Genomic DNA, 21,720 nt, shown 5'->3' on the forward strand with positions numbered 1-21,720 from the left:
AACAGTAGATGACTGAAACTTTGCCGGGCGCTGACATCCCGAACCCTCTGGATGAAGCCGCCATCACTGCCGCCGTAGACCACGCCGTCGCCGCCATTGCCGCGGCCTCCACCCTTGATGAACTCAAGGCCGTGAGGCTGGCGCACACCGGCGAGAAATCGCCGCTGAGCCTTGCCAACCGCGGAATTGGCGGCCTGGCGAAGGACCAGAAGGCCGCCGCCGGAAAACTGATGGGTGCGTCCCGCGGACGCGTCAACAAGGCGCTCGCGGACCGCACTGCCGAGCTCGAAGCTGAAAACGATGCCAGGATCCTCGTCGAAGAGACCGTCGATGTGACCGCAGCTCCGCGCCGCCGCCGTGCCGGTGCCCGCCACCCGCTCTCCACGCTGCAGGACCGTGTGGCGGACATCTTCGTGGGCATGGGCTGGGAAATCGCCGAAGGGCCCGAGGTGGAATCCGAGTGGTTCAACTTCGACGCCTTGAACTTCAAGCCGGACCACCCTGCCCGCGAAATGCAGGACACGTTCTTCGTGGAGCCCCCGGAAGCCCACCTCCTGATGCGCACCCACACCTCGCCGGTCCAGGTCCGCTCCATGCTGGAACGCGAAGTGCCCATCTACGTGCTCTGCCCGGGCAAGGTGTTCCGCACCGACGAACTCGACGCCACGCACACTCCGGTATTCCACCAGTTCGAGGGCCTGGCCATCGACAAGAAGCTGAGCATGGCTGACCTCCGCGGAACGCTGGAGCACTTCGCCCGGCAGATGTTCGGCGATGAAGCCCAGATCCGGCTGCGTCCCAACTACTTCCCGTTCACCGAACCGTCCGCCGAGCTGGACATCTGGCATCCGGGCGCCAAGGGCGGTCCGCGTTGGATTGAATGGGGCGGCTGCGGCATGGTCAACCCCAACGTCCTCCGGGCAGCCGGCATCGATCCGGACGTCTATTCAGGTTTTGCCTTCGGCATGGGCATCGAGCGCACCCTTATGTTCCGCAACGAGGTGGGCGACATGCGCGACATGATCGAAGGCGATGTACGTTTCAGCGAGCACTTCGGGATGGAGATCTAACAGTGCGTATCCCACTTTCCTGGCTGCGTGAATTCGCGCAGGTACCGGCCGGAGCGACGGCCGAAGACGTCATGGCAGAACTGGTCAAGGTCGGTTTTGAAGAAGAAGCGGTCCACCGCCCCACGGACGCGCTCCGCGGTCCCGTGGTAGTGGGCCAGGTGCTGAGCCTGGTCAAGGAGCCGCAGACCAACGGCAAGACCATCAACTGGTGCCAGGTCCGCGTGGTCCCCGAGGGCCAGGAACAGACCCTCACCGGTGACGGCATCGACCCTTCCGGTGTCCAGGGAATCATCTGCGGAGCCCACAACTTCGTGGAGGGCGACAAGGTGGTTGTCACCCTTCCAGGCGCCGTGCTTCCCGGAAACTTCCACATCTCCGCGCGAAAGACCTACGGCCACCTGTCCGCGGGTATGATCGCCTCGGTCCGTGAACTGGGCATCGGCGAGGACCACGACGGCATCCTGGTGCTCTCACGGATCGGGCTGGATCCCGAAATCGGCACCGACGCTATGGAACTGCTCGGGCTCTACGACCAGGCCGCCGAAATCAACGTGACGCCGGACCGCGGCTACGCGTTCTCTATCCGCGGCGTAGCCCGCGAATACGCCCATGCCACCGGGACCACCTTCACGGATCCGGCGTCCAGGGTGCAGGCACCGGCCGAACTTTCCGGCGGCTACGGCGTCAAGCTCAACGACGACGCTCCCATCTACGGCAAGCCGGGGTGCGACCGTTTTGTGGCCCGCACCGTCCGCGGCGTCGACGCCACCAGGCCGACGCCCCCGTGGATGGTCTCGCGCCTCAGGCTGGCCGGCATCCGCTCCATCTCGCTGCCGGTGGACATCTCGAACTACGTCATGCTGGAACTCGGCCAGCCCACGCACTGCTACGACCTGGACAAGCTGTCCGGCGACATCGTGGTCCGGCGCGCGGTGGCAGGGGAGAAGATCACCACCCTTGACGACAAGGAGCGGAAGCTCGACGTCGAGGACCTCCTGATCACCGACAGCTCCGGCGCGATCGGCATCGCCGGCGTCATGGGCGGTGCCGCCACGGAGGTGAGCGATTCGACGTCGAACGTCCTGGTTGAAGCTGCCCACTTCGATGAGGTGTCGATCGCACGGTCCCGCCGGCGGCACAAGCTGCCGTCCGAAGCATCCAAGCGTTTTGAACGCGGCGTGGACTGGCAGGTCGCGGGCATAGCTGCGCAGCGTGTAGTGGACCTCCTGGTCGAGCTGGCCGGCGGCATTGCCGACGACGCCGGCACCGACGTCGGGACCGCACCGGACGCCGTCACCATCGAACTGCCCGCGGCCTTCGCCGCCGCCCGGATCGGCATCGATTTCACTGAAGAGCAGATCGTCACCTCGCTCGAGGACCTCGGTGCTGCCGTGGTGAAGAACGACGCCGGCTGGACGGTAACGGCCCCGAGCTGGCGGAACGACCTGGAAACCAAGGAAGACCTCTCCGAGGAGATCGCCCGGCTGGTGGGTTACGACCAGATTCCGGCGACTCTCCCCGTGGCGCCTCCCGGACGGGGGCTGACGCGCGTCCAGCAGCAGCGTCGCCGGCTGGTCCAGGCACTGGCCGATGCCGGGCTCACCGAGGTCCTGGCCTACCCGTTCGTCTCCAAGGCTGCCAACGACACCTTCGGCGTGGCGGAGCAGGGCGCTGAACGCAAGGCCGTGAAGCTGGCCAACCCGATCAGCGAGGAACAGGGCTTCCTGCGGACGTCCGTGCTTCCCGGCCTGATCGAGGTGGCCAAGCGGAACCACTCGCGCGGCTTCCGCGACCTGGCCGTCTTCGAAGCCGGATTGGTGTTCCTGCCGGGTGACACCGTGGGCACGCCGTCCATCCCGCCGCTCGGAGTCAAGCCCTCCGATGAGCTGCTGGATGCCCTGTACGACGGCGTTCCGGACCAGCCGCTGCACATCGCTGCAGTCCTGACGGGCCACGATTCCCCGGCGGCCGCGTCGCACACGCCCCGCGCCTGGGACTGGGCCGACGCCGTGGACGTCGCCCGCCTGGCCGGCGACGTCCTGGGAGTGGAGATCGTGGTCAGCCAGGGCCACCACCAGGCCTTCCACCCGGGACGCACCGCCCGGCTGGCACTGCGTTCCGGCGACGTGATCGGCTACGCCGGCGAGCTGCACCCCAAGCTGCTGGCATCGCACGACATGCCCGCACGCTCGGTGGCGGTTGAGCTCAACGCGGACACCCTCTTCGACGCCGCCGCGGACGTCATCGTGGCCAGGCACATTTCCGGCTTCCCGGTGGCCACCCAGGATGTGGCACTGGTGGTTCCGCAGGAAATCCCTGCCGACGACGTCCTGGCCGCCCTCCGCGAGGGCGCCGGCGAGCTGCTGGAAGACGTGGCGTTGTTTGACGTGTACGCCGGCAAGGGCATCGAGGAGGGCAAGAAGTCGCTGGCTTTCGGCCTCCGCTTCCGTGCCGCCGACAGGACGCTCACGGCCGACGAGGCGTCTGCCGCACGCGAAAGCGCCGTCGCCTGTGCCGCCGAGCGCTTCGGAGCCGTCCAGCGGTGACCTAGAACAGCGGTGGCGGAGTTCACCGCTGGCTCACGGAGCACCAGCACGCGGAAGGGCGGGCCATGGCATCACAACTTGTTGTGCGTGCGTGCCCGCCCTTCCGCGTACGCGGACAGGATTCAACCGAGGCAGTGGCCGGCCTGGAACGGAGTGCCCGCCGGCTCCTGGACGGGGCCGAACTGGAGCGCGCCCGTGGCATGGTGCAGCCAGCGCGTTCGGATTTCCTGGCCGGCCGGATTGCCCAGCGACTCTTCGCGGCGGAGCTGCTCGGGGTGCGCGCGGAGGACCTGGCCGCCAGCTACACCTGTCCGCAGTGCGGCAGCGGGGCGGCGATCTCCCATGGCACGCCGGGCTACACCCGGGCAGGGGCGCCGGTGCCCCTTCTGCTGAGCCTGTCCCGGGCCGCCGGCTGGACCCTGCTGGCGGCCGTGCTTCAACCGGCACCGAAGCAGCGGCTGGGTGTTGATGCCGAGGACCCGCAGCTGATGGAATTTGACGGCTTCGACGCGGTGGCGCTGACACCGGCGGAGCGGCAGGCCCTGGCCCCGCTGACCGGGAGCGCCCTGCTGCGAGAGCGAGCCCGGCTGTGGGCGCGGAAGGAAGCCTTCCTGAAGATGACCGGGGAGGGGCTGAGGCGTGCGCCGCAGACCTTGGACGTGCTTGACCGGCACGGCGTCAGGGACCTCGGACCCGCCGAGTCAGGGCTGCCGGGCCATCTGGCCGCCGCCGTCGCATTCGGCTGACGACGGCGCCCGTGCCGACGCGCTACCGGACGGGCAGTTCGCTACCGGACGGGCAGGGCCGGCAGCGCCTCTTCGAACAGCCAGGGATGGAGCAGCGCTTCTGAATCGATGCCCGCCACGCGGTCGGCGGTCTGGATAAAAGCGGCAGTGGACACGGATCCATGGTGGTTGCTGGCGGCCCAGTCGTGCAGCAGCGCAAAAAAAGCGAGGTCGCCGCACCGGATCCGGAGTGCGTGCAGCGCCAGGGCCCCGCGCTTGTACACACGGTCATCGAACATCAGCTCGGGTCCGGGGTCCCCGACGACAATGTCCTTGCCCAGGGCCGCAAGCTTCCGCCAGGCGGCCGCTGCCCGGTCCGCAACGCTCATGACGCCCGCCGACTCGGACCAGATCCACTCCGCATAGCACGCGAATCCCTCATGAAGCCAGATGTCGCTCCAGGCAGCAACGGTCAAGGAATTGCCGAACCACTGGTGCGACAGCTCGTGTGCGATCAGCCGCTGCGATTCCCAGCCTGTATCCAGGTGGTTGGGCCCGAAGATGGACAGGGTCTGGGCTTCGAGCGGAATTTCGAGCTCGTCCTCCGCCACCACCACGGTGTACTCCTGGAAGGGATAGGGGCCGAAGCTCTTGACAAAGGTCTGCATCATTTCCGGCTGGCGGGCCAGGCCCCGGCGTGCCTCGTCGGCCAGGTTTGCCGGCACTGCGACGTGCTGGGGGACGCTGCCGGGAATCCCGGTGGTATCCAGGGTCAGGACGTCGTACCGGCCGATTTGGACGGTGGCGAGATACGTCGCCATCGGCTCGGCCTGCTCGTACGTCCAGGTTTCCCGGCTGGAGCCGGTTTTACGGGAGATCAGCAGGCCGTTGCAGACCGCCCGGTAGTTGGTGTCCGTGGTGACGGCGATGCGGTAGCTGGCCTTGTGCTGCGGATGGTCGTTGCAGGGAAACCACGAGGCGGCACCGTTGGGCTGGCCCGCCACCAGGACGCCGTCGGTCAGCTCCTCCCAGCCCACCTCGCCCCAGAGGCCACGCCGGGGAGAAGGGTTCCCCTCATACCGGATGTCCAGCACGAAACGGTCGCCCGGCAGCAGCGCCGCATCCGGGACGACCACCAGCTGCTCGGCCCGCTGGCTGAATCTCCGCACCCTTCTGCCGTTCAGGGAGATTTTGACGGCACGCAGTCCCGTGAGGTCCAGGACAACGGCCGACGCCGGACGTTCCACCTCGGCGTGCAGGACGGCCCTGCCGTTGAGCTTGTTGCTGGCGAGTTTGTAGTCCAGGTCCAGCTCGTACCGTGTCACGCGGTAGGCATTCGTGCCGTGCCCGGGCACGTAGGGATCCGGTGGGTCCGATGGTTCGCCCGGCCGGCGCGTATCACCGGGGCTGGCTGGTGCTGCGAAACTCATAAACGGGGCTTTCATGGTGAGCTGGTGGGACGGAGGTACTGCCGTGCGGGTGTTACTTTAGCCGCGGAGCCCGCACTGCCGGGCCTGCCCAGGGGCTGACCGGGTTGCCCATCCAGTATGTCCCGGCAGGGACAGTTTCCCCGCGCATGACCAAGGACGCCGGGCCCACCGTTCCGCCCCTCGCGATGCGTGCCCGCGGAAGGATGACCCCGTGTGGTCCCATGGTGGCTCCGTCTTCGAGGGTAACAGTGTCGATGCTCATGATCCGGTCGTGGAACAGGTGGGTCTGGACCACGCAGCCCCTGTTGACCGTAGAGCTCTCGCCCAGGGTGACCAGGTCTGCTTCGGGCAGCCAGTAGCTCTCGCACCACGTGCCGCGGCCAATCTTTGCGCCCAGGCCCCGCAGCCACCAGACCAGCGCCGGCGTGCCCGAGGCGGATCGGGCAAACCATGGCGCGCTCACCATTTCGATGAATGTATCCACCACCTCGTTGCGCCAGATGAAGGAACTCCACAAGGCATGTTCACCCGGCCTGATCCTGCCCACCAGCAGCCACTTGGCCACCACAGCGCTGGCGGCGGCCACAGCTCCGGCCACAAGGACCACGATGCCGCCCAGGAGTGCGGCGATCCCGTAACCCCACGCCGAGGCGATCCGGTCGAACGCGAGCATCACGCCGGCGGCGAGGCCAACCGTGAGCACCACCGGGATGAACCGGCACAGCTCCCAGATGGCGCGGGCCAGCTTCAGCCGCCGGGCCGGCTGGAAAGTCAGGGTGTTGTCTGTGGCGATTGCCGTGCGCCGCAGGCGGACCGGAGGGCTGCCCAGCCAGGACGTGCCGGATTTTGCCTTGGCCGGGGTGGCGGAGAGGACGGCCACCAGCGAGTTCTTGGGCACGCTTCGTCCGGCTCCCGTCATTCCTGAATTGCCCAGGAAGGAACGTTTGCCGATCTTCGCGGGGGCAATCCGCATCCACCCGCCCCCCAGTTCATAGGAGGCCACCATCGTGTCGTCCGCGAGGAAGGCGCCTTCGCCGACGGTTGTCATCTTGGGAAGGAGGAGGACGGTGGAAGCTTCCACGTTCTTGCCCACCTTGGCTCCCAGCAGCCGCAGCCAGACCGGCGTGAACAGGCTGGCGTAGATCGGGAAGAGTACATCCCGGGCCAGGTCCAGCACCCGTTCGGTTGCCCAGACCTGCCAGCCGATCCGGCTCCGCACCCTGAAGTAGCCTTCCTTGAGTCCGGTGCCCAGCAACCGGGTGGTGGCAAGGATCAGCAGGAGGTTGGTCAGGAACCACGTCAGGGCCGCCAGCGGCAGCGAGGCAAGAACCTGGGGGAGGGCGGCCGAAAGCGATTCGCTGCCGCGGATGAACAGGAAAATGACGAATGCCCCGGCGGCAGCGGAGAGGTACGGAAGGGTGGCCAGTACAGCGGACGCTGCGGCAAAGGCAGCGAACCAGAGCCGCCCGATCAGCGCATGCGCCGGCGGCGTATCCGGCCATGCCTGCCGTGCCTTGCCGATCCGCTCGGCGGGGGAACCGGACACCAGTTGCCCGGCCTTCACCTTGCCGAGGACCGCTGACCCCGGTTCCACCTGCGCTCCGGCACCAATACTGGCCCCTGGCATGAGCGTACTGCGGGCCCCGACCGTCGCGCCGGCGCCCACATGCACTTGGCCGATGTGGACAGTGTCCCCGTCTATCCACCAGCCGGAGAGGTCCACTTCGGGTTCGATGTTGCTGCCGCGGCCCAGCGAAAGCATTCCGGTGACCGGCGGCAGCGAGTGCAGCTGGACGTCGTTTCCGATCTTCGCCCCGAGCGCTTTCGCATAGTACGGAACCCACGGGGCGCTTGCCAGGCTGATGGCACCCGACAAATCCTGGATCTGTTCAGCCAGCCACAGCCGAAGGTGGACCTTTCCGGACCTGGGGTAGGTCCCGGGGACCACCCGCCGGAGCAGTGTCCTGGCGGCAAGGACGGACAGGGCCATCCGGCCGGCCGGGCTCACGAAAACAAGCCATGAGGCAGCCACCCACCACCAGGAAACGACAGGAGCCGCCGAGAACCCGGCAAAGGCGGCCAGGAGATTGTTGGCCGCCATTACGTAGGTGAGCCAGCGCATCCCCACCAGGATGTGCAGGGGGACCCCCATCAGGGTCTGGAAGACCTGCGATTTCAGGGCTGTGGGGCGCACCTCCCGTTCCGGTGCCGGCCCGGCTACGCCTTCGGGCAGGGATTGCCGGGCGGCATCGATGAGCGCCCCCACTCTGGGCGTGGCATAGATGTCGGCCACCGTAATGGTGGGGTAGCGCACACGCAGTGCCGACACGAGCTGCGCGGCTGCCAGGGACCCGCCGCCATGGGCAAAGAAGTCCGCGTCAAGGCTCGACGCCGGTGTCCCCAGCACGCTGCCCCACTGCTCCACGATCCAGCGTGCGTCATCCGGCAGGTTCAACGGGGCGTTGTCCGCATCTGCAGCCCCCGCACCGGCCAGCGGCCAGGGCAGGGAGTGCCGGTCCACCTTTCCGCTCGTCTTGGTGGGCAATGATTCCACAACGGTCAGGAGCGGGATGAGGGCCGCCGGGAGGCTGGCGCCCAGCAGCTCCCTGGCAGCGGTGAGATCGATGTCCGCTGTGCCCGCGGCGGCAAGGTAACCGACAAGGATCTGGTTCCCGGCCGCCGTCGTACGGACGGCCGCCGCCGCTCCCGCAACGTCAGGCAACGCCTGCAGGGCGGCGTCGATCTCTCCGAGTTCGATCCGCCGGCCACCGAGCTTCACCTGTTCATCGGCCCGGCCCATGAAGACGAGCCCGGCTGCCTCGTAACGGACCAGGTCACCGGAACGGTAGGCCCGGGGCCAGCCGAGGGACGGCATGGGCGCATACTTTTCAGCGTCCTTGGCGGGGTCGAGGTACCGGGCCAGCCCCACGCCGCCGATGATGAGCTCGCCCACCTGGCCCTCGTCCACGGGAACGCCGGCGGGGTCAACCACTGCCAGGTCCCAGCCGTCCAGCGGCAGGCCGATCCGGACGGGGCCGGGCGCGCCCAGCGGCGCCGCGCAGGCCACCACGGTTGCTTCCGTGGGCCCGTAGGTGTTCCAGACTTCCCTGCCGTCGACCGCGAGGCGTTCCGCGAGCTCCGGAGGGCAGGCCTCGCCGCCGAAAATCAGCAGCCTCACGTTTTCCAGCGCTTCCGCCGGCCACAGGGCCGCGAGGGTGGGCACGGTGGAAACCACGGTGATCCCGTGGCTGATCAGCCACGGGCCGAGATCCATGCCGGTCCGGACCAGCGACCGCGGAGCGGGAACCAGGCAGGCTCCGTAGCGCCAGGCCAGCCACATCTCCTCGCAGGATGCGTCGAAAGCCACCGAGAGCCCCGCGAGCACGCGGTCCTGGGTGCCGATGGGTTCGTCCTGCAGGAAGAGCCGGGCTTCGGCATCAACGAATGCGGCAGAGGAGCGGTGCTGGACGGCGACGCCCTTGGGCGTGCCCGTGGAGCCGGACGTGAAGATGACCCAGGAGTCGTCGTCGGCCTGCGGCTTGCGCGGGGCCGGGAACGGCCGGGGCCGCTTGCTGTCCGTGACGATCTCGCCGGCGCCCTTGAGGATGGCGCCGACGCGGGCTTCGCTGAACACCAGCTTGGCGCGTTCGTCGGGGTCGTCGGCGTCCACCGGAACGTACGCCGCCCCGATCAGCAGGACGGCCAGGATCGACACGTAGAGCCGGTTGGTGCCGGAGGGTATGCGTACGCCGATCTTGTCCCCGGCGCCGAGGCCCGCCAGATGCAGCTCGCGCGCGGTGGCCCTGACCTCGGCCATCAGCTGCGTGTAGCTCAGGCGCCGGTGGCCGTCGTCCAGGGCCGAGGCTTCGGGGTACTTCCGGGCCGTCTCCTCCAGGATGTCGATCAGCGTACGCTCCGGCGGTGCCGCGGCGGCGCCGGCCAGCTGCGGCGCATGGATGTCCCGGATGCCGGGAAGTACAGGACGTCCTTCCAAGGGGATGTTTTCCGCTTCGGGCACGGATCCGGGATCTTGCGGTTGGTCAGTCACGGGGGTGATTCTCTCGGAGCAAGATGAACAAAAGGTGTCGCAGTTCGCCGGACGTTCACTGCAGGTTTGCGTTCTGTTTACCGGGTCACGGTACGAGGACGATCTTGCCGGTGGTGCGGCGCTGTTCCAGGTCGTCGTGCGCCCGGGCTGCGTGCGCAAGGTCATAGCGGCCGCCGATCCGGACCTTGAGGCTGCCGTTGGCCGCTGCTGCGAAGATTTCATCCGAGCGCCAGCGGCGTTCCTGGGCGTTGCGCAGGAAGTGGTTTATGGTCGGCCGGGTCAGGTACAGCGAGCCGCCGGCATTAAGCCGTTGCGGATCGAACGGCGGAACCGGTCCGGAGGCGGCGCCGAAGAGAACCAGCGTGCCGCGCACACGGAGGGCGGCGAGGGAACCGTCGAAGGTGTCCTTCCCCACGCCGTCGAACACTGCATCCGCGCCGGTCCCGTCGGTCAGTTCCCGGACTTTGGCGGAGAACCCGTCGTAGCGGATGACATGGTCGGCTCCGGCTTCGCGGGCCAGCTTCGCCTTGTCGTCGGTGGAGACGGTGGTGATGACCCTGACGCCCTTCGCCTTGAGCAGCTGGATCGCCAGCAGGCCCACGCCGCCGGCGCCGGCGTGGAGCAGGACTGTGTGGCCCGGTTCCACCCGGAACGAGGAGTTGATCAGGTAATGCGCGGTAATCCCTTGAAGGGGAAGGGCCGCTGCCGTGAAATCGTCCACGCCGCGGGGGACCGGAAGGGCCTTGTCCTCGTCTACCAGGATGTAGCCGGCGTAGCAGTTGGTCCCTTCAGCGGTGGCCACCCGGTCGCCGGGGGAGTAGACCGACACGCCCTCGCCGACCTCCTCGACCGTACCTGCGGCTTCGGAGCCCGGGGTGAAGGGGTACTGGACTTTGTACGTACCGCTGCGCTTGTACGTGTCGATGAAGTTCACGCCTGTGGCGGACACCTTGACCAGGAGCTGGCCTCGGCCAGGTACCGGACGCTGAACTTCGGCGAGCTCCAGGACGTCCGGCCCGCCGGCCTGGCGGGCGACGATTGCGTGCATCATGTGTCTCCTTCCCTGGGCTGGGATTTCCAGGCCCGGATACAGGAACCATCCTAGGGACACGGCCGTCAACGACGAAGTGACGGCCGGTAACCGGCCGTCACTTCGGGGTAAATGGGGATGTGGGTGCTAGCCAGGGACGTGCCTGGTAAGGGAGTGGCGCCTAGTAGCGGCGGGTAACCGTGGCCATGGGGCACTCGAAGTGCCGCCCGGCGGAGAGGCCCACGTCGTTGAGGTAGCGGACGATGATGCCATAGGACTGCAGCAGGGTGGTTTCCGTGTAGGGGACCTGGTGCTTGGCGCAAAACTCCCGGACGATCACGGCGGCCTTGTCCAGCTGCGGGCGGGCCATGTCCGGGAAGAGGTGGTGTTCGGCCTGGCGGTTCAGGCCGCCCATCAGGATGTCCATGAAACGGCCGCCGGAGATGTTCCGGGAGGTCAGGACCTGGCGGCTGAAGAAGTCCACGCGGCTGTCGGCGGGCAGGACCGGCATGCCCTTGTGGTTCGGGGCGAAGGAAGCGCCCATGTAGAAGCCGAAGACGGCGAGCTGGACGCCGATGAACGCCAGTGCCATGCCCCATGGCAGGAACGTGAAGGTGAGGACCGGCAACAGGCTCAGGCGGGCCAGGAGGATCGGGAGTTCAACCCAGCGGTGCGTGACCTTTGCGCGGCGGAAGACGAACTTGACCGAATCGATCTGCAGGCCGAGCCCCACCAGGAACAGCAGCGGGAAGAAAAACCAGCCCTGCTTCCGGGTCAGGAAGGCGAACCGGCCCTGCCGGTCGGCAACCGCCTCGGTGTGGAACGCGATGGGCCCGGGAGCGATGTCAGGATCCTTGGAAATGACGTTCGGGTGGTTGTGGTGGGCGCCGTGCTTCTGCTCCCACCAGGAGTAGCTCATGCCGGCGACGGACGTGGCCAGCAGCCGGGCGGCCCAGTCGTTGGCGCGCCGGGAGGCGAAGATCTGCCGGTGTCCGGCTTCGTGGGCCAGGAAGCTCAACTGGGTGCAGATGACGCCCAGCGCAGCGGCGATGAGAAGCTGGAACCAGCTGTCACCGATGAGCGCGAAGCCGAACCAGGTTGCGGTCATCAGGAGCACCAGGACGGAGAAGACCGTGACGTAGAAACCGACCCGGCGTTCGAGCAGGCCCGCAGCCTTCACGGTCTTGAGGAGCTCGGAATAGCTCAGGACGACGGCGTTGGGTTGCCGGACACGCGACTGGGGGCGCTCCGCAGTAGTGGTGGGGGTCATGGACTTGGAGCCTCGTAACTGTTACGGGCAACGCTGCAGCCGACATTCGGACCGCACGGTCAGGATCACCCTTCTCCAAGCATACGCCGACGCTCGCAATGCGGCCGGGCAACGGGCACGCATAAGTCTATGCATAAATATCGGGTTCTATGCATAGTCTTGCTGTATAGTCGTTTCCATGACTATTTCTGTTGCCGTTTCCGGTGCCAGCGGTTACGCCGGCGGTGAGGTGCTTCGCCTTCTGGCCGGGCACCCCGACGTCACTATCGGCGCCATCACAGCACACAGCAACGCCGGTTCCAGACTAGGCGAATTGCAGCCGCATCTCCATGGTTTGGCCAGCCGCATCCTTGAAGACACCACGGTGGAAAACCTTTCCGGCCACGACGTGGTGTTCCTGGCGCTCCCGCATGGAGCGTCCGCGGAGATCGCGGCGCAGTTGCCCGACGGCACGGTCGTGATCGACGCCGGTGCCGACCACCGCCTCGAAGACCCCGCCGCCTGGGAAAAGTTCTACGGGTCCGCACACGCCGGAACCTGGCCCTACGGGCTCCCTGAACTGCCGGGACAGCGGGAAAAGCTGAAGGGCGCCAAGCGGATCGCAGTACCGGGCTGCTACCCGACGTCGTCCCTGCTGGCCCTGACGCCCGGGTTCGCCGGAAATCTCCTCCAGCCCGACGACGTCGTGATTGTCTCTGCCTCAGGCACCTCGGGTGCCGGGAAAGCCGCAAAGGTGAACCTCATCGGCTCCGAAGTCATGGGGTCGATGAGCCCCTACGGCGTCGGCGGCGGCCATCGGCACACCCCCGAGATCGAGCAGGGGCTGGGGAACGCGGCGGGGGAGGCCGTGACGGTCTCCTTCACACCCACGCTCGCGCCGATGAGCCGCGGCATCCTCACCACGGCCACCGCGCGGGTGAAGCCCGGCGTCACGGCGGCAGAGCTGCGCACTGCCTGGGAAGAGGCCTACGACGACGAGCCGTTCGTCCACCTGCTCCCCGAGGGCCAGTGGCCGGCCACCAAGTCCGTGCAGGGTTCCAACCATGCCGTGATGCAGCTGGCCTTCGATGCGCACACCGGCCGCGTTATCGTCACCTGCGCCATCGACAACCTGACCAAGGGGACGGCCGGCGGCGCCGTGCAGTCCATGAACATTGCCCTTGGCCTGACGGAAACCGCCGGCCTCAACCTGCAGGGAGTTGCCCCGTGACCGTTACTGCCCCCAAGGGCTTCCGCGCCGCCGGCGTCAAAGCCGGCCTGAAGGCGTCCGGGAACCCCGACCTTGCCCTGGTAGTCAACGACGGCCCGTCCAAAGCCGCAGCCGCGGTGTTCACGTCGAACCGGGTGGCAGCGGCCCCCGTGCACTGGTCCCGCGAGGTGGTGAAGGACGGCCGGGTGGACGCAGTGATCCTCAACTCCGGCGGCGCCAACGCCTGCACCGGCCCGCAAGGCTTCCAGAACACGCACACCACCGCCGAAAAGACCGCCGAAGCGCTGGGCGTCTCAGCCACTGACATCTTCGTCTGCTCCACCGGCCTGATCGGCGAGCAGCTGCCCATGGACAAAATCATCCCGGGCATCGGCGCTGCCAAAGCCGCCCTCAGCGCAGACGGCGGGCCCGTGGCCGCCACGGCCATCATGACCACCGATTCCGTGTCCAAGGAAGCAGTGTTCACCGGGAAGGACGCCGAAGGCCACGAGTACACCATCGGCGGCATGGCCAAGGGCGCCGGCATGCTGGCCCCCGGGCTGGCCACCATGCTGGTGGTTCTCACCACCGACGCGGACGTCCAGCCGGAAATGCTCGACGTCGTGCTCCGCGACGCCACCCGGGTCACCTTTGACCGGACGGACTCGGATGGCTGCATGTCCACCAATGACACCGTGGTGCTGCTGGCCTCGGGCGCGTCGGGTGTTGTGCCGTCGGCAACGGACTTCGGTGCCGGGGTGACCCAGGTCTGCGCCGAACTGGCCCGCAAGCTGATCGGCGACGCCGAGGGCGCCAGCCACGACATCGCCATCCGCACGTTCAACGCGGCCAGCGAGAAGGACGCGGAGATCGTGAGCAGGGCCGTGGCCCGCTCCAACCTGTTCAAGGCCGCCATCTTCGGCAAGGACCCCAACTGGGGCCGGGTGCTTTCCGCCGTGGGCACCACTGATGCCGCGTTCGAGCCGGACCAGCTGAACGTTTCCATGAACGGCGTGCAGATCTGCCGTAACGGCAGCATCGGCGAGGACCGCAGCCTGGTGGACCTTGAGCCCCGCGAGGTCCTCGTCGAGATCGATCTGCAGGCCGGAGAGACCGAAGCCACGATCTGGACCAACGACCTCACGCACGACTACGTCCACGAAAACAGCGCCTACTCAAGCTAGGTGAAGCACCCACCTTCCGGGGAGACAGCAGCATGAACACCCAGACACGCGAGACCACTACCATGAGTGCCGCCCGGGACAAGGCCGGCACCCTGATCGAGGCCCTGCCCTGGATCCAGCGCTTTGCCGGCACCACCATGGTGATCAAGTACGGCGGCAACGCCATGGTCAACGATGAACTCCGCCGGGCGTTCGCCGAGGACGTGGTGTTCCTGCACCACGTGGGCATCCACCCCGTGGTGGTGCACGGCGGTGGCCCGCAGATCAACTCCATGCTCAGCCGGCTCGGCATCGAGTCCGAGTTCAAGGGCGGGCTGCGCGTCACCACCCCCGAGGCCATGGACGTGGTCCGGATGGTCCTGACCGGCCAGGTGGGCCGCGAACTCGTGGGCCTGATCAACTCCCATGGACCCTACGCAGTCGGCATGTCCGGTGAAGACGGCGGCCTGCTGCGCGCCGTCCGTACCGGGACCGTCGTGGACGGCCAGGAAGTGGACCTGGGCCTGGTCGGGGAAGTGGTGGGCGTCAACCCGGAAGGCATCGTTGACATCCTCGCAGCCGGCCGGATCCCGGTGATCTCAACCGTTGCCCCGGAAATAGCCGACGACGGCTCCACCACCGGGCAGGTGCTCAACGTCAACGCGGACACCGCGGCGGCCGCCGTCGCCTCCGCCCTGGGCGCCTCGAAACTCGTCATCCTCACCGACGTCGAGGGCCTCTACGCGAACTGGCCGGACAAGTCATCGCTCATCTCGTCCCTGACGGCGTCGGAGCTCCGGGAGATGCTGCCGCGGCTTGAATCGGGCATGATCCCCAAGATGGCCGCCTGCCTTAAGGCGGTCGATGACGGAGTGGAGCGCGCGCACATCGTGGACGGCCGACTGCCGCATTCCATGCTGCTGGAAACATTCACCACCGCGGGCATCGGCACGCAGGTGGTCCCGGACGAGGAAACGAACGCATGAGCCAGATCGAAAAGTCCCCGGTGGTTGAACTGGTGGAGACCCGCGGCCACACCACGGGAGCAGAGTGGCTGAGCCGCTACTCATCGTCCCTCATGGGTGTCTTCGGCACGCCGCAGCGGGTCCTGGTCCGCGGGGCCGGGTGCCTGGTCTGGGACGCCGACGGCAAGGAGTACCTCGACCTGCTCGGCGGCATCGCCGTAAACGCCATGGGCCACGCCCACCCGTTCGTGACGTCGGTGATCTCCAGCCAGCTGGCCACGCTGGGCCACGTCTCCAACTTCTTCACCAGCCCCACGCAGATCGCGCTGGCCGAGAAGCTGCTTGAGCTCACCAAGGCGCCGGCAGGTTCCAAAGTGTTCTTTGCGAACTCCGGCACCGAGGCGGTGGAGGCCGCATTCAAGCTGGCGCGCCGCAACTCCGGAGCCGAGGCGTCGGCAGGACCCGGCAGCGATGTGAAGCGGCGGACCAAGATCATCGCCCTTGAAGGCGCCTTCCACGGCCGCACGATGGGAGCCTTGGCGCTGACCGCCAAGGCTGCCTACCGGGCGCCGTTCGAACCGCTTCCCGGCGGGGTGGTCCACATCCCGTTCGGCGACGTCGACGCCCTGCTGGATGCCATCGACGAAACCACTGCCGCCGTATTCCTGGAGCCGATCCAGGGCGAAGCAGGCGTCCGGCCGCTGCCTGCCGGCTACCTGAAAGCAGCACGCGAGGCCACAACAAAGGCCGGCGCGCTGCTGATCCTCGACGAAGTCCAGACCGGCATCGGCCGCACCGGCAAGTGGCTGGCCAGCGAAGACGCCGGGATCGTCCCGGACGCCGTGACCCTCGCCAAGGGCCTGGGCGGCGGCTTCCCGATCGGGGCGCTGGTCACCTTCGGCCCTGAAAGCTCCTCGCTCCTGACCGCGGGCCAGCACGGCACCACCTTCGGCGGGAACCCGGTGGCCACGGCCGCCGCCCTGGCAACACTGCACGCGATTGAAAGCCAGCGCGTCCTGGAGAACGTCCGCACCGTGGGTGACCGCCTGCGCTCGAAGCTGGCCGCTGTCGACGGCGTGACGGAAGTACGCGGCGAAGGCCTCCTGATCGGCTTTGACCTGGACGCGGACATCGCGCCCGCCGTCGTGACCGCCGGACTGGACGCAGGGTTCATCGTCAACAGCCCCGGTCCGCGCACCATCCGCCTCGCCCCGCCGCTGATCCTCACCGCCGAACAAGCCGACAGCTTCATCCAGGCCCTGCCCACGCTCCTCCAGACCGCAAAGGACGCCGCCCAGTGACCAGCTCCGCGACCACCCGCCACTTCCTCAAGGACACCGACCTCACCCCGGCAGAGCAGGCCGAGGTCCTGGACCTCGCCATCCGGATGAAGGCTGCGCCGTACAGCGTCCAGCCGTTCGCCGCCGAGGGCAGCGGTCGTAAAACAGTGGCGGTCATCTTCGACAAGACCTCCACCAGGACCCGGGTCTCGTTCGCCACCGGAGTGGCTGACATGGGCGGAAACGCCCTCATCATCAACCCGGGTGAGGCACAGATCGGCCACAAGGAATCGGTGGAGGACACCGCCAAGGTCCTGGAGCGCATGGTCTCCACCATCGTCTGGCGCACCGGTGCCCACTCCGGACTGGTGGCCATGGCGGAAAACTCCAAAGTCCCGGTCATCAACGCCCTGTGCGACGACTACCACCCCTGCCAGCTCCTGGCCGACCTGCTGGCCGTCAAGGAACACAAGGGCGACCTCAAGGGCCTCACCATGAGCTACCTTGGCGACTCCGCCAACAACATGGCGAACTCCTACCTGCTCGCCGGCGTGACCGCCGGGATGCACGTGCGCATCGCGGGTCCGGACGGTTACCTGCCGGCCGCGGACATCGTCGCCGCCGCGGAGGAGCGGGCCGCCGAGACCGGCGGTTCGGTGCTGATCACCACCGACGCCGCGGAAGCCCTCAAGGGGGCCGACGTCGTCGCCACCGACACCTGGGTGTCCATGGGCCAGGAGGCCGAAAAGGAAGCCCGGCTCCAGCTGTTCCGCGACTATTCCGTGGACGAAGCGGCGATGCAGCTCGCGGCGCCGGACGCCGTCGTGCTTCACTGCCTGCCGGCGTACCGGGGCTATGAGATCTCCGCGGGCGTCATCGACGGCCCGCAGTCGATCGTCTGGGACGAGGCTGAAAACCGCCTGCACGCGCAGAAGGCGCTGATGGCGTGGCTCATGCACCGGTCCGGACTGGCCTTCGTGGACGGTCTTTCTCCCGTTGAGGGCACCGGGGAGAGCACGTTCTAGTGTCCACCAACCCGTCGGTGCCGGGCGCGAGCCCGGCCACCAAAACGGCCAGGCTGGCGCGGATCACCGCGATCCTGACCGGCGAATCCGTCCGTTCGCAGGCGGAGCTCGCCGCGCTGCTGGCGGACGACGGCGTCCAGGTCACCCAGGCCACACTGTCCCGCGACCTCGTGGAACTCGGCGCGGTCCGGGTCCGCGGCAAGGACGGCGTGCTTGTCTACGCCGTTCCGGGGGAGGGCGGGGAGCGTGCAGCCAAGGCCGGCGTGACGCAGGAGATCCTGGACGCCCGGCTTGCCCGCCTGTGCGGGGAACTGCTCGTGACCGCGGAAGCGTCGGCGAACATCGTGGTGCTCAGGACTCCTCCCGGCGCGGCGAACTTCCTGGCCCTGGCGATCGACCACTCGGTGATGCCGTCCATCCTGGGGACCATCGCCGGTGACGACACCGTGCTGCTGGTCACCCGGGACCCGCTGGGCGGAGCGGACGTGGCCGCCCGCTTCCTGCACTTTGCCGAAGAAGCCGGCCAATAAGCTTTATGACAACCAAGAACCAAACAACTAAGGAGCATTTGAAGTGACTGAGCGTATTGTGCTGGCCTACTCCGGTGGCCTGGATACTTCCGTAGCGATCGGCTGGATCGGTGAAGCCACCGGTGCCGAGGTGATCGCCGTTGCGGTCGACGTCGGGCAGGGCGGCGAGTCGCTGGAGACCATCCGCCAGCGTGCCCTGGGCTGCGGTGCCGTCGAAGCCTACGTGGCTGATGCCTCCGACGAATTCGCCAATGAGTACTGCATGCCCACGCTGAAGGCCAACGCCCTCTACCAGGGCCACTACCCGCTGGTTTCCGCGATCTCCCGCCCGGTGATCGTCAAGCACCTGGTCAAGGCCGCCCGCGAATTCGGCGCCACCACCGTGGCCCACGGCTGCACGGGCAAGGGCAACGACCAGGTCCGCTTCGAAGTGGGCATCCAGACCCTCGGTCCGGACCTGAAGTGCATCGCCCCGGTCCGCGACCTCGCCCTGACCCGCGACAAGGCCATCGCCTTCGCCGAGGAAAAGGGACTGCCGATCGAGACCACCAAGAAGAACCCGTACTCGATCGACCAGAACGTCTGGGGACGCGCCGTCGAAACCGGCTACCTCGAAGACATCTGGAACGCCCCCACCAAGGACATCTACGACTACACGGCCACCCCGGAGTTCCCGCCGGCGCCCGATGAAGTCACCATCTCCTTCGAAGCCGGCGTTCCGGTCGCGATCGACGGCGTCAAGGTCACCCCGCTGCAGGCCATCAAGGAACTCAACCGCCGCGCCGGCGCCCAGGGCGTCGGCCGGATCGACGTCGTCGAGGACCGCCTCGTCGGCATCAAGTCCCGCGAAATCTACGAAGCTCCCGGTGCCATGGCACTGATCACCGCGCACAAGCACCTCGAGGACATCACCATCGAGCGCGAGCAGGCCCGCTTCAAGGCAACGGTCGGCCAGCGCTGGTCCGAGCTGGTGTACGACGGCCAGTGGTTCTCCCCGCTCAAGCGCTCCCTGGACGCCTTCATCGAGGACACCCAGAAGTACGTCTCCGGCGACATCCGCATGGTGCTGCACGGCGGCCAGGCGATCGTCAACGGGCGCCGCTCCGAGACCTCCCTGTACGACTTCGACCTCGCGACCTACGACACCGGCGACACCTTCGACCAGTCGATGGCCCGCGGCTTCATTGAGCTGTGGGGCATGTCCGCCAAGGTTGCGTCCGGCCGCGACATCCGCGTCGCAGGAAAGTAGCCCCTGTGGCTGAGCAAAAGTCCGAAGCCACCAACACGGGTGCGCTGTGGGGCGGCCGGTTCGCCGGCGGCCCCGCCGACGCCCTCGCAGCCCTGAGCAAGTCCACGCACTTTGACTGGCGGCTGGCCCGCTACGACATTGCCGGGTCCAAGGCGCACGCGCGCGTTCTGCACAAGTCCGGGCTGCTGGACGATGCTGAACTTGAAGGCATGCTTGTTGCGCTGTCCCGCCTGGACGAAGACGTCGCCTCCGGCGCGTACCTGCCCGCGGAGTCCGATGAGGACGTCCACGGCTCGCTGGAACGCGGCCTGATCGAGCGTGCCGGCGCCCAGCTGGGCGGGAAGCTCCGCGCCGGCCGGTCCCGCAACGACCAGGTGGCCACGCTGGGGCGGATGTTCCTGCGCGACCATGCGCGGATCATCGCCCGCGGCGTGCTGGCAACCATTGAGGCACTGGTGGACCAGGCCAAGGCACACCAGGGCGTGGCCATGCCGGGCCGCACCCACCTCCAGCATGCGCAGCCGGTCCTGCTCAGCCACCACCTGCTGGCCCACGCCTGGGCGCTGCTGCGCGATGTGCAGCGGCTGCAGGACTGGGACAAGCGCGCAGGCGTTTCGCCCTACGGTTCCGGTGCCCTCGCAGGCTCCTCGCTGGGCCTGGACCCGGAAGCCGTGGCAGCCGACCTGGGCTTCTTCTCGGCAACACACAACTCGATCGACGGCACCGCCTCGCGCGATGTCTTCGCCGAGTTCGCGTGGGTCTGCGCCATGATCGGCGTGGACCTGTCCCGGGTCTCGGAGGAAGTCATCCTGTGGGCCACGAAGGAGTTCTCCTTTGTCACCCTGCACGATTCCTACTCCACCGGCTCCTCGATCATGCCGCAGAAGAAGAACCCGGATGTCGCCGAGCTGGCCCGCGGCAAGGCGGGACGCCTGATCGGCAACCTGACCGGGCTGCTGGCTACCTTGAAGGGCCTGCCGCTCGCGTACAACCGCGACCTGCAGGAGGACAAGGAACCGGTCTTTGACGCCGCCGACACCCTGGAGCTGCTGCTCCCGGCTGTCTCGGGCATGATCGCGACGCTGAAGTTCAACACTGAACGGATGGAGTCGCTGGCACCGCAGGGCTTCGCACTGGCCACGGACATAGCCGAATGGCTGGTCCGCCAAGGTGTGCCGTTCCGCGAAGCCCACGAGCTTTCCGGTGCGGCAGTCAAGCAGGCTGAAAGCCGCGACGTCGAACTCTGGGACCTGACCGACGAGGAATACGCGGCGATCTCGGAGCACCTGACGCCGGAAGTGCGTACGGTCCTGTCCACTGAGGGTTCGCTCAACAGCCGCAACTCCCAGGGCGGCACGGCCCCGGCCGCCGTCGAGCGCCAACTGCTCGCGCTGGAAGCCGAGCTTGCGGGCGTGCGGGAGTACGCGGGCTAGCAGGCCACATGCTCTCTCACTTGTTGCAGCTTTCGGGCCGCACGCTCTCTCACTTGTTGCAGCTTTCGGGCCGACGCTCTCTCACTTTCCGCAAGAAAGTGAGAGAGCGTTCGCCGATTTTCTTGCAACAACTGAGAGAGCGTTCTGCGTTTAGGGTGGGTGAATGAGCGAATCCTTCCGCCGGTACCTCCGTGCCCTGCCGGACTTCCCCGACGACCTGCCGGATTTTGACCCGGCGGCTGCGCCGGCGGACCCGGCTGAGCTGTTCCGGCAATGGCTGGCGGAGGCGCTGGCCGCGGGGGAGCCCCAGCCGCACGCCTGCAGCCTGGCCACCGTGGGGGCCAATGCCCAGCCGTCGTCCCGGATGCTGATCCTGAAGGACATCGACGACGACGGCGGCTGGCAGATCGCAACGTCCCGCACCTCGCGCAAGGGGCAGGAGCTGGCTGCCAACCCGAGGGCGGCCCTCAATTTCTACTGGCCCCTGCTGGGCCGGCAAGTGCGTGTGGCCGGGGGAGTCCTTGAATTGTCCGCCGAAGCTTCGGCCGCGGACTGGGACGCCCGGCCCGGAGCCGACGGCGGCACCAACCCGGACTGGCAGCTGTACGCCGTCCGGCCGGTGGAGATCGAGTTCTGGCAGGCGCGCCACGACCGCCGCCACATCCGGCACCGTTACGGTGGCGGTCCGGCGGGTGACGTTCGGGACAGTCGCGGTCCCGGCATCGGCTCTGGCAGCGGCCTGCGTTAAGGACCATTAACCGTCCGCT

At 67.6% G+C, this 21,720-nt stretch carries 16 protein-coding genes; 12 read left to right on the top strand and 4 right to left on the bottom strand.

Annotated elements, in window-relative coordinates; translation table 11 throughout:
• The first annotated feature begins 8 nt into the window (after positions 1 to 8).
• From pheS to Q8Z05_RS15225, 3 genes are all read left to right on the top strand, one after another.
• Positions 9 to 1,070: a phenylalanine--tRNA ligase subunit alpha gene (gene pheS / locus Q8Z05_RS15215; RefSeq protein WP_305940439.1), complete on the top strand. Its 1,062-nt coding sequence runs from the start codon at positions 9 to 11 to the stop codon at positions 1,068 to 1,070.
• A gap of 2 nt (positions 1,071 to 1,072) precedes the next feature.
• Positions 1,073 to 3,616, top strand: a complete 2,544-nt coding sequence (gene pheT / locus Q8Z05_RS15220) for a phenylalanine--tRNA ligase subunit beta (RefSeq protein WP_305940440.1) — start codon at positions 1,073 to 1,075, stop codon at positions 3,614 to 3,616.
• Positions 3,617 to 3,681: 65 nt separating this feature from the next.
• Positions 3,682 to 4,362, top strand: coding sequence for a 4'-phosphopantetheinyl transferase family protein (locus tag Q8Z05_RS15225; RefSeq protein ID WP_305940441.1), 681 nt, complete (start codon positions 3,682 to 3,684; stop codon positions 4,360 to 4,362).
• A gap of 41 nt (positions 4,363 to 4,403) precedes the next feature.
• Here the strand turns inward: Q8Z05_RS15225 and Q8Z05_RS15230 are convergent, their stop codons facing one another.
• The 4 genes from Q8Z05_RS15230 to Q8Z05_RS15245 form a co-directional block, all read right to left on the bottom strand.
• Entirely contained in the window at positions 4,404 to 5,771 is a 1,368-nt protein-coding gene (locus tag Q8Z05_RS15230) for a M1 family metallopeptidase (protein ID WP_305940442.1), read from the bottom strand.
• 52 nt (positions 5,772 to 5,823) lie between these two features.
• Complete coding sequence (locus Q8Z05_RS15235; protein ID WP_305943585.1) at positions 5,824 to 9,771, bottom strand: Pls/PosA family non-ribosomal peptide synthetase; 3,948 nt, start codon at positions 9,769 to 9,771, stop codon at positions 5,824 to 5,826.
• Between the two features lie 133 nt (positions 9,772 to 9,904).
• Entirely contained in the window at positions 9,905 to 10,870 is a 966-nt protein-coding gene (locus tag Q8Z05_RS15240; RefSeq protein ID WP_305940443.1) for a quinone oxidoreductase family protein, read from the bottom strand.
• A 160-nt stretch (positions 10,871 to 11,030) separates the two neighbouring features.
• On the bottom strand, positions 11,031 to 12,119 hold the full coding sequence (locus Q8Z05_RS15245) for a fatty acid desaturase family protein (protein WP_305940444.1): 1,089 nt from the start codon (positions 12,117 to 12,119) through the stop codon (positions 11,031 to 11,033).
• A gap of 178 nt (positions 12,120 to 12,297) precedes the next feature.
• Here Q8Z05_RS15245 and argC point away from each other — a divergent pair, with 178 nt between their 5' ends.
• The 9 genes from argC to Q8Z05_RS15290 all read left to right on the top strand — a co-directional run bounded on the left by argC (position 12,298) and on the right by Q8Z05_RS15290 (position 21,701).
• Entirely contained in the window at positions 12,298 to 13,329 is a 1,032-nt protein-coding gene (argC, locus tag Q8Z05_RS15250) for an N-acetyl-gamma-glutamyl-phosphate reductase (protein WP_305940445.1), read from the top strand.
• Complete coding sequence (gene argJ / locus Q8Z05_RS15255; RefSeq protein WP_305940446.1) at positions 13,326 to 14,492, top strand: bifunctional glutamate N-acetyltransferase/amino-acid acetyltransferase ArgJ; 1,167 nt, start codon at positions 13,326 to 13,328, stop codon at positions 14,490 to 14,492. Before argC ends, argJ begins: the two co-directional genes overlap by 4 nt.
• A gap of 32 nt (positions 14,493 to 14,524) precedes the next feature.
• Positions 14,525 to 15,457, top strand: a complete 933-nt coding sequence (gene argB / locus Q8Z05_RS15260) for an acetylglutamate kinase (protein ID WP_305940447.1) — start codon at positions 14,525 to 14,527, stop codon at positions 15,455 to 15,457.
• On the top strand, positions 15,454 to 16,737 hold the full coding sequence (locus tag Q8Z05_RS15265; RefSeq protein WP_305940448.1) for an acetylornithine transaminase: 1,284 nt from the start codon (positions 15,454 to 15,456) through the stop codon (positions 16,735 to 16,737). The genes argB and Q8Z05_RS15265 overlap by 4 nt, the downstream gene beginning before the upstream one ends.
• Positions 16,734 to 17,741: an ornithine carbamoyltransferase gene (argF, locus tag Q8Z05_RS15270; protein WP_305940449.1), complete on the top strand. Its 1,008-nt coding sequence runs from the start codon at positions 16,734 to 16,736 to the stop codon at positions 17,739 to 17,741. The genes Q8Z05_RS15265 and argF overlap by 4 nt, the downstream gene beginning before the upstream one ends.
• A complete protein-coding gene (locus tag Q8Z05_RS15275) occupies positions 17,741 to 18,271 on the top strand; it encodes an arginine repressor (protein WP_305940450.1) in 531 nt (176 codons plus the stop codon). The genes argF and Q8Z05_RS15275 overlap by 1 nt, the downstream gene beginning before the upstream one ends.
• Positions 18,272 to 18,314: 43 nt before the next feature.
• Positions 18,315 to 19,520, top strand: coding sequence for an argininosuccinate synthase (locus Q8Z05_RS15280; RefSeq protein ID WP_305940451.1), 1,206 nt, complete (start codon positions 18,315 to 18,317; stop codon positions 19,518 to 19,520).
• A gap of 5 nt (positions 19,521 to 19,525) precedes the next feature.
• Positions 19,526 to 20,953, top strand: a complete 1,428-nt coding sequence (argH, locus tag Q8Z05_RS15285; protein WP_305940452.1) for an argininosuccinate lyase — start codon at positions 19,526 to 19,528, stop codon at positions 20,951 to 20,953.
• 163 nt (positions 20,954 to 21,116) lie between these two features.
• A complete protein-coding gene (locus Q8Z05_RS15290; RefSeq protein WP_305940453.1) occupies positions 21,117 to 21,701 on the top strand; it encodes a pyridoxine/pyridoxamine 5'-phosphate oxidase in 585 nt (194 codons plus the stop codon).
• Positions 21,702 to 21,720 lie beyond the last annotated feature (19 nt).

The organism is Arthrobacter oryzae (assembly GCF_030718995.1).
GTDB lineage: Bacteria > Actinomycetota > Actinomycetes > Actinomycetales > Micrococcaceae > Arthrobacter > Arthrobacter oryzae_C.

Coding starts and splice junctions, on each gene's coding strand:
- Q8Z05_RS15245 (WP_305940444.1), bottom strand. CDS start 12,119: ATGACCCCCACCACTACTGCGGAGCGCCCCCAGTCGCGTGTCCGGCAA.
- Q8Z05_RS15290 (WP_305940453.1), top strand. CDS start 21,117: ATGAGCGAATCCTTCCGCCGGTACCTCCGTGCCCTGCCGGACTTCCCC.
- Q8Z05_RS15265 (WP_305940448.1), top strand. CDS start 15,454: ATGAGCCAGATCGAAAAGTCCCCGGTGGTTGAACTGGTGGAGACCCGC.
- pheS (WP_305940439.1), top strand. CDS start 9: ATGACTGAAACTTTGCCGGGCGCTGACATCCCGAACCCTCTGGATGAA.
- Q8Z05_RS15240 (WP_305940443.1), bottom strand. CDS start 10,870: ATGATGCACGCAATCGTCGCCCGCCAGGCCGGCGGGCCGGACGTCCTG.
- Q8Z05_RS15225 (WP_305940441.1), top strand. CDS start 3,682: ATGGCATCACAACTTGTTGTGCGTGCGTGCCCGCCCTTCCGCGTACGC.
- argC (WP_305940445.1), top strand. CDS start 12,298: ATGACTATTTCTGTTGCCGTTTCCGGTGCCAGCGGTTACGCCGGCGGT.
- argB (WP_305940447.1), top strand. CDS start 14,525: ATGAACACCCAGACACGCGAGACCACTACCATGAGTGCCGCCCGGGAC.
- Q8Z05_RS15230 (WP_305940442.1), bottom strand. CDS start 5,771: ATGAGTTTCGCAGCACCAGCCAGCCCCGGTGATACGCGCCGGCCGGGC.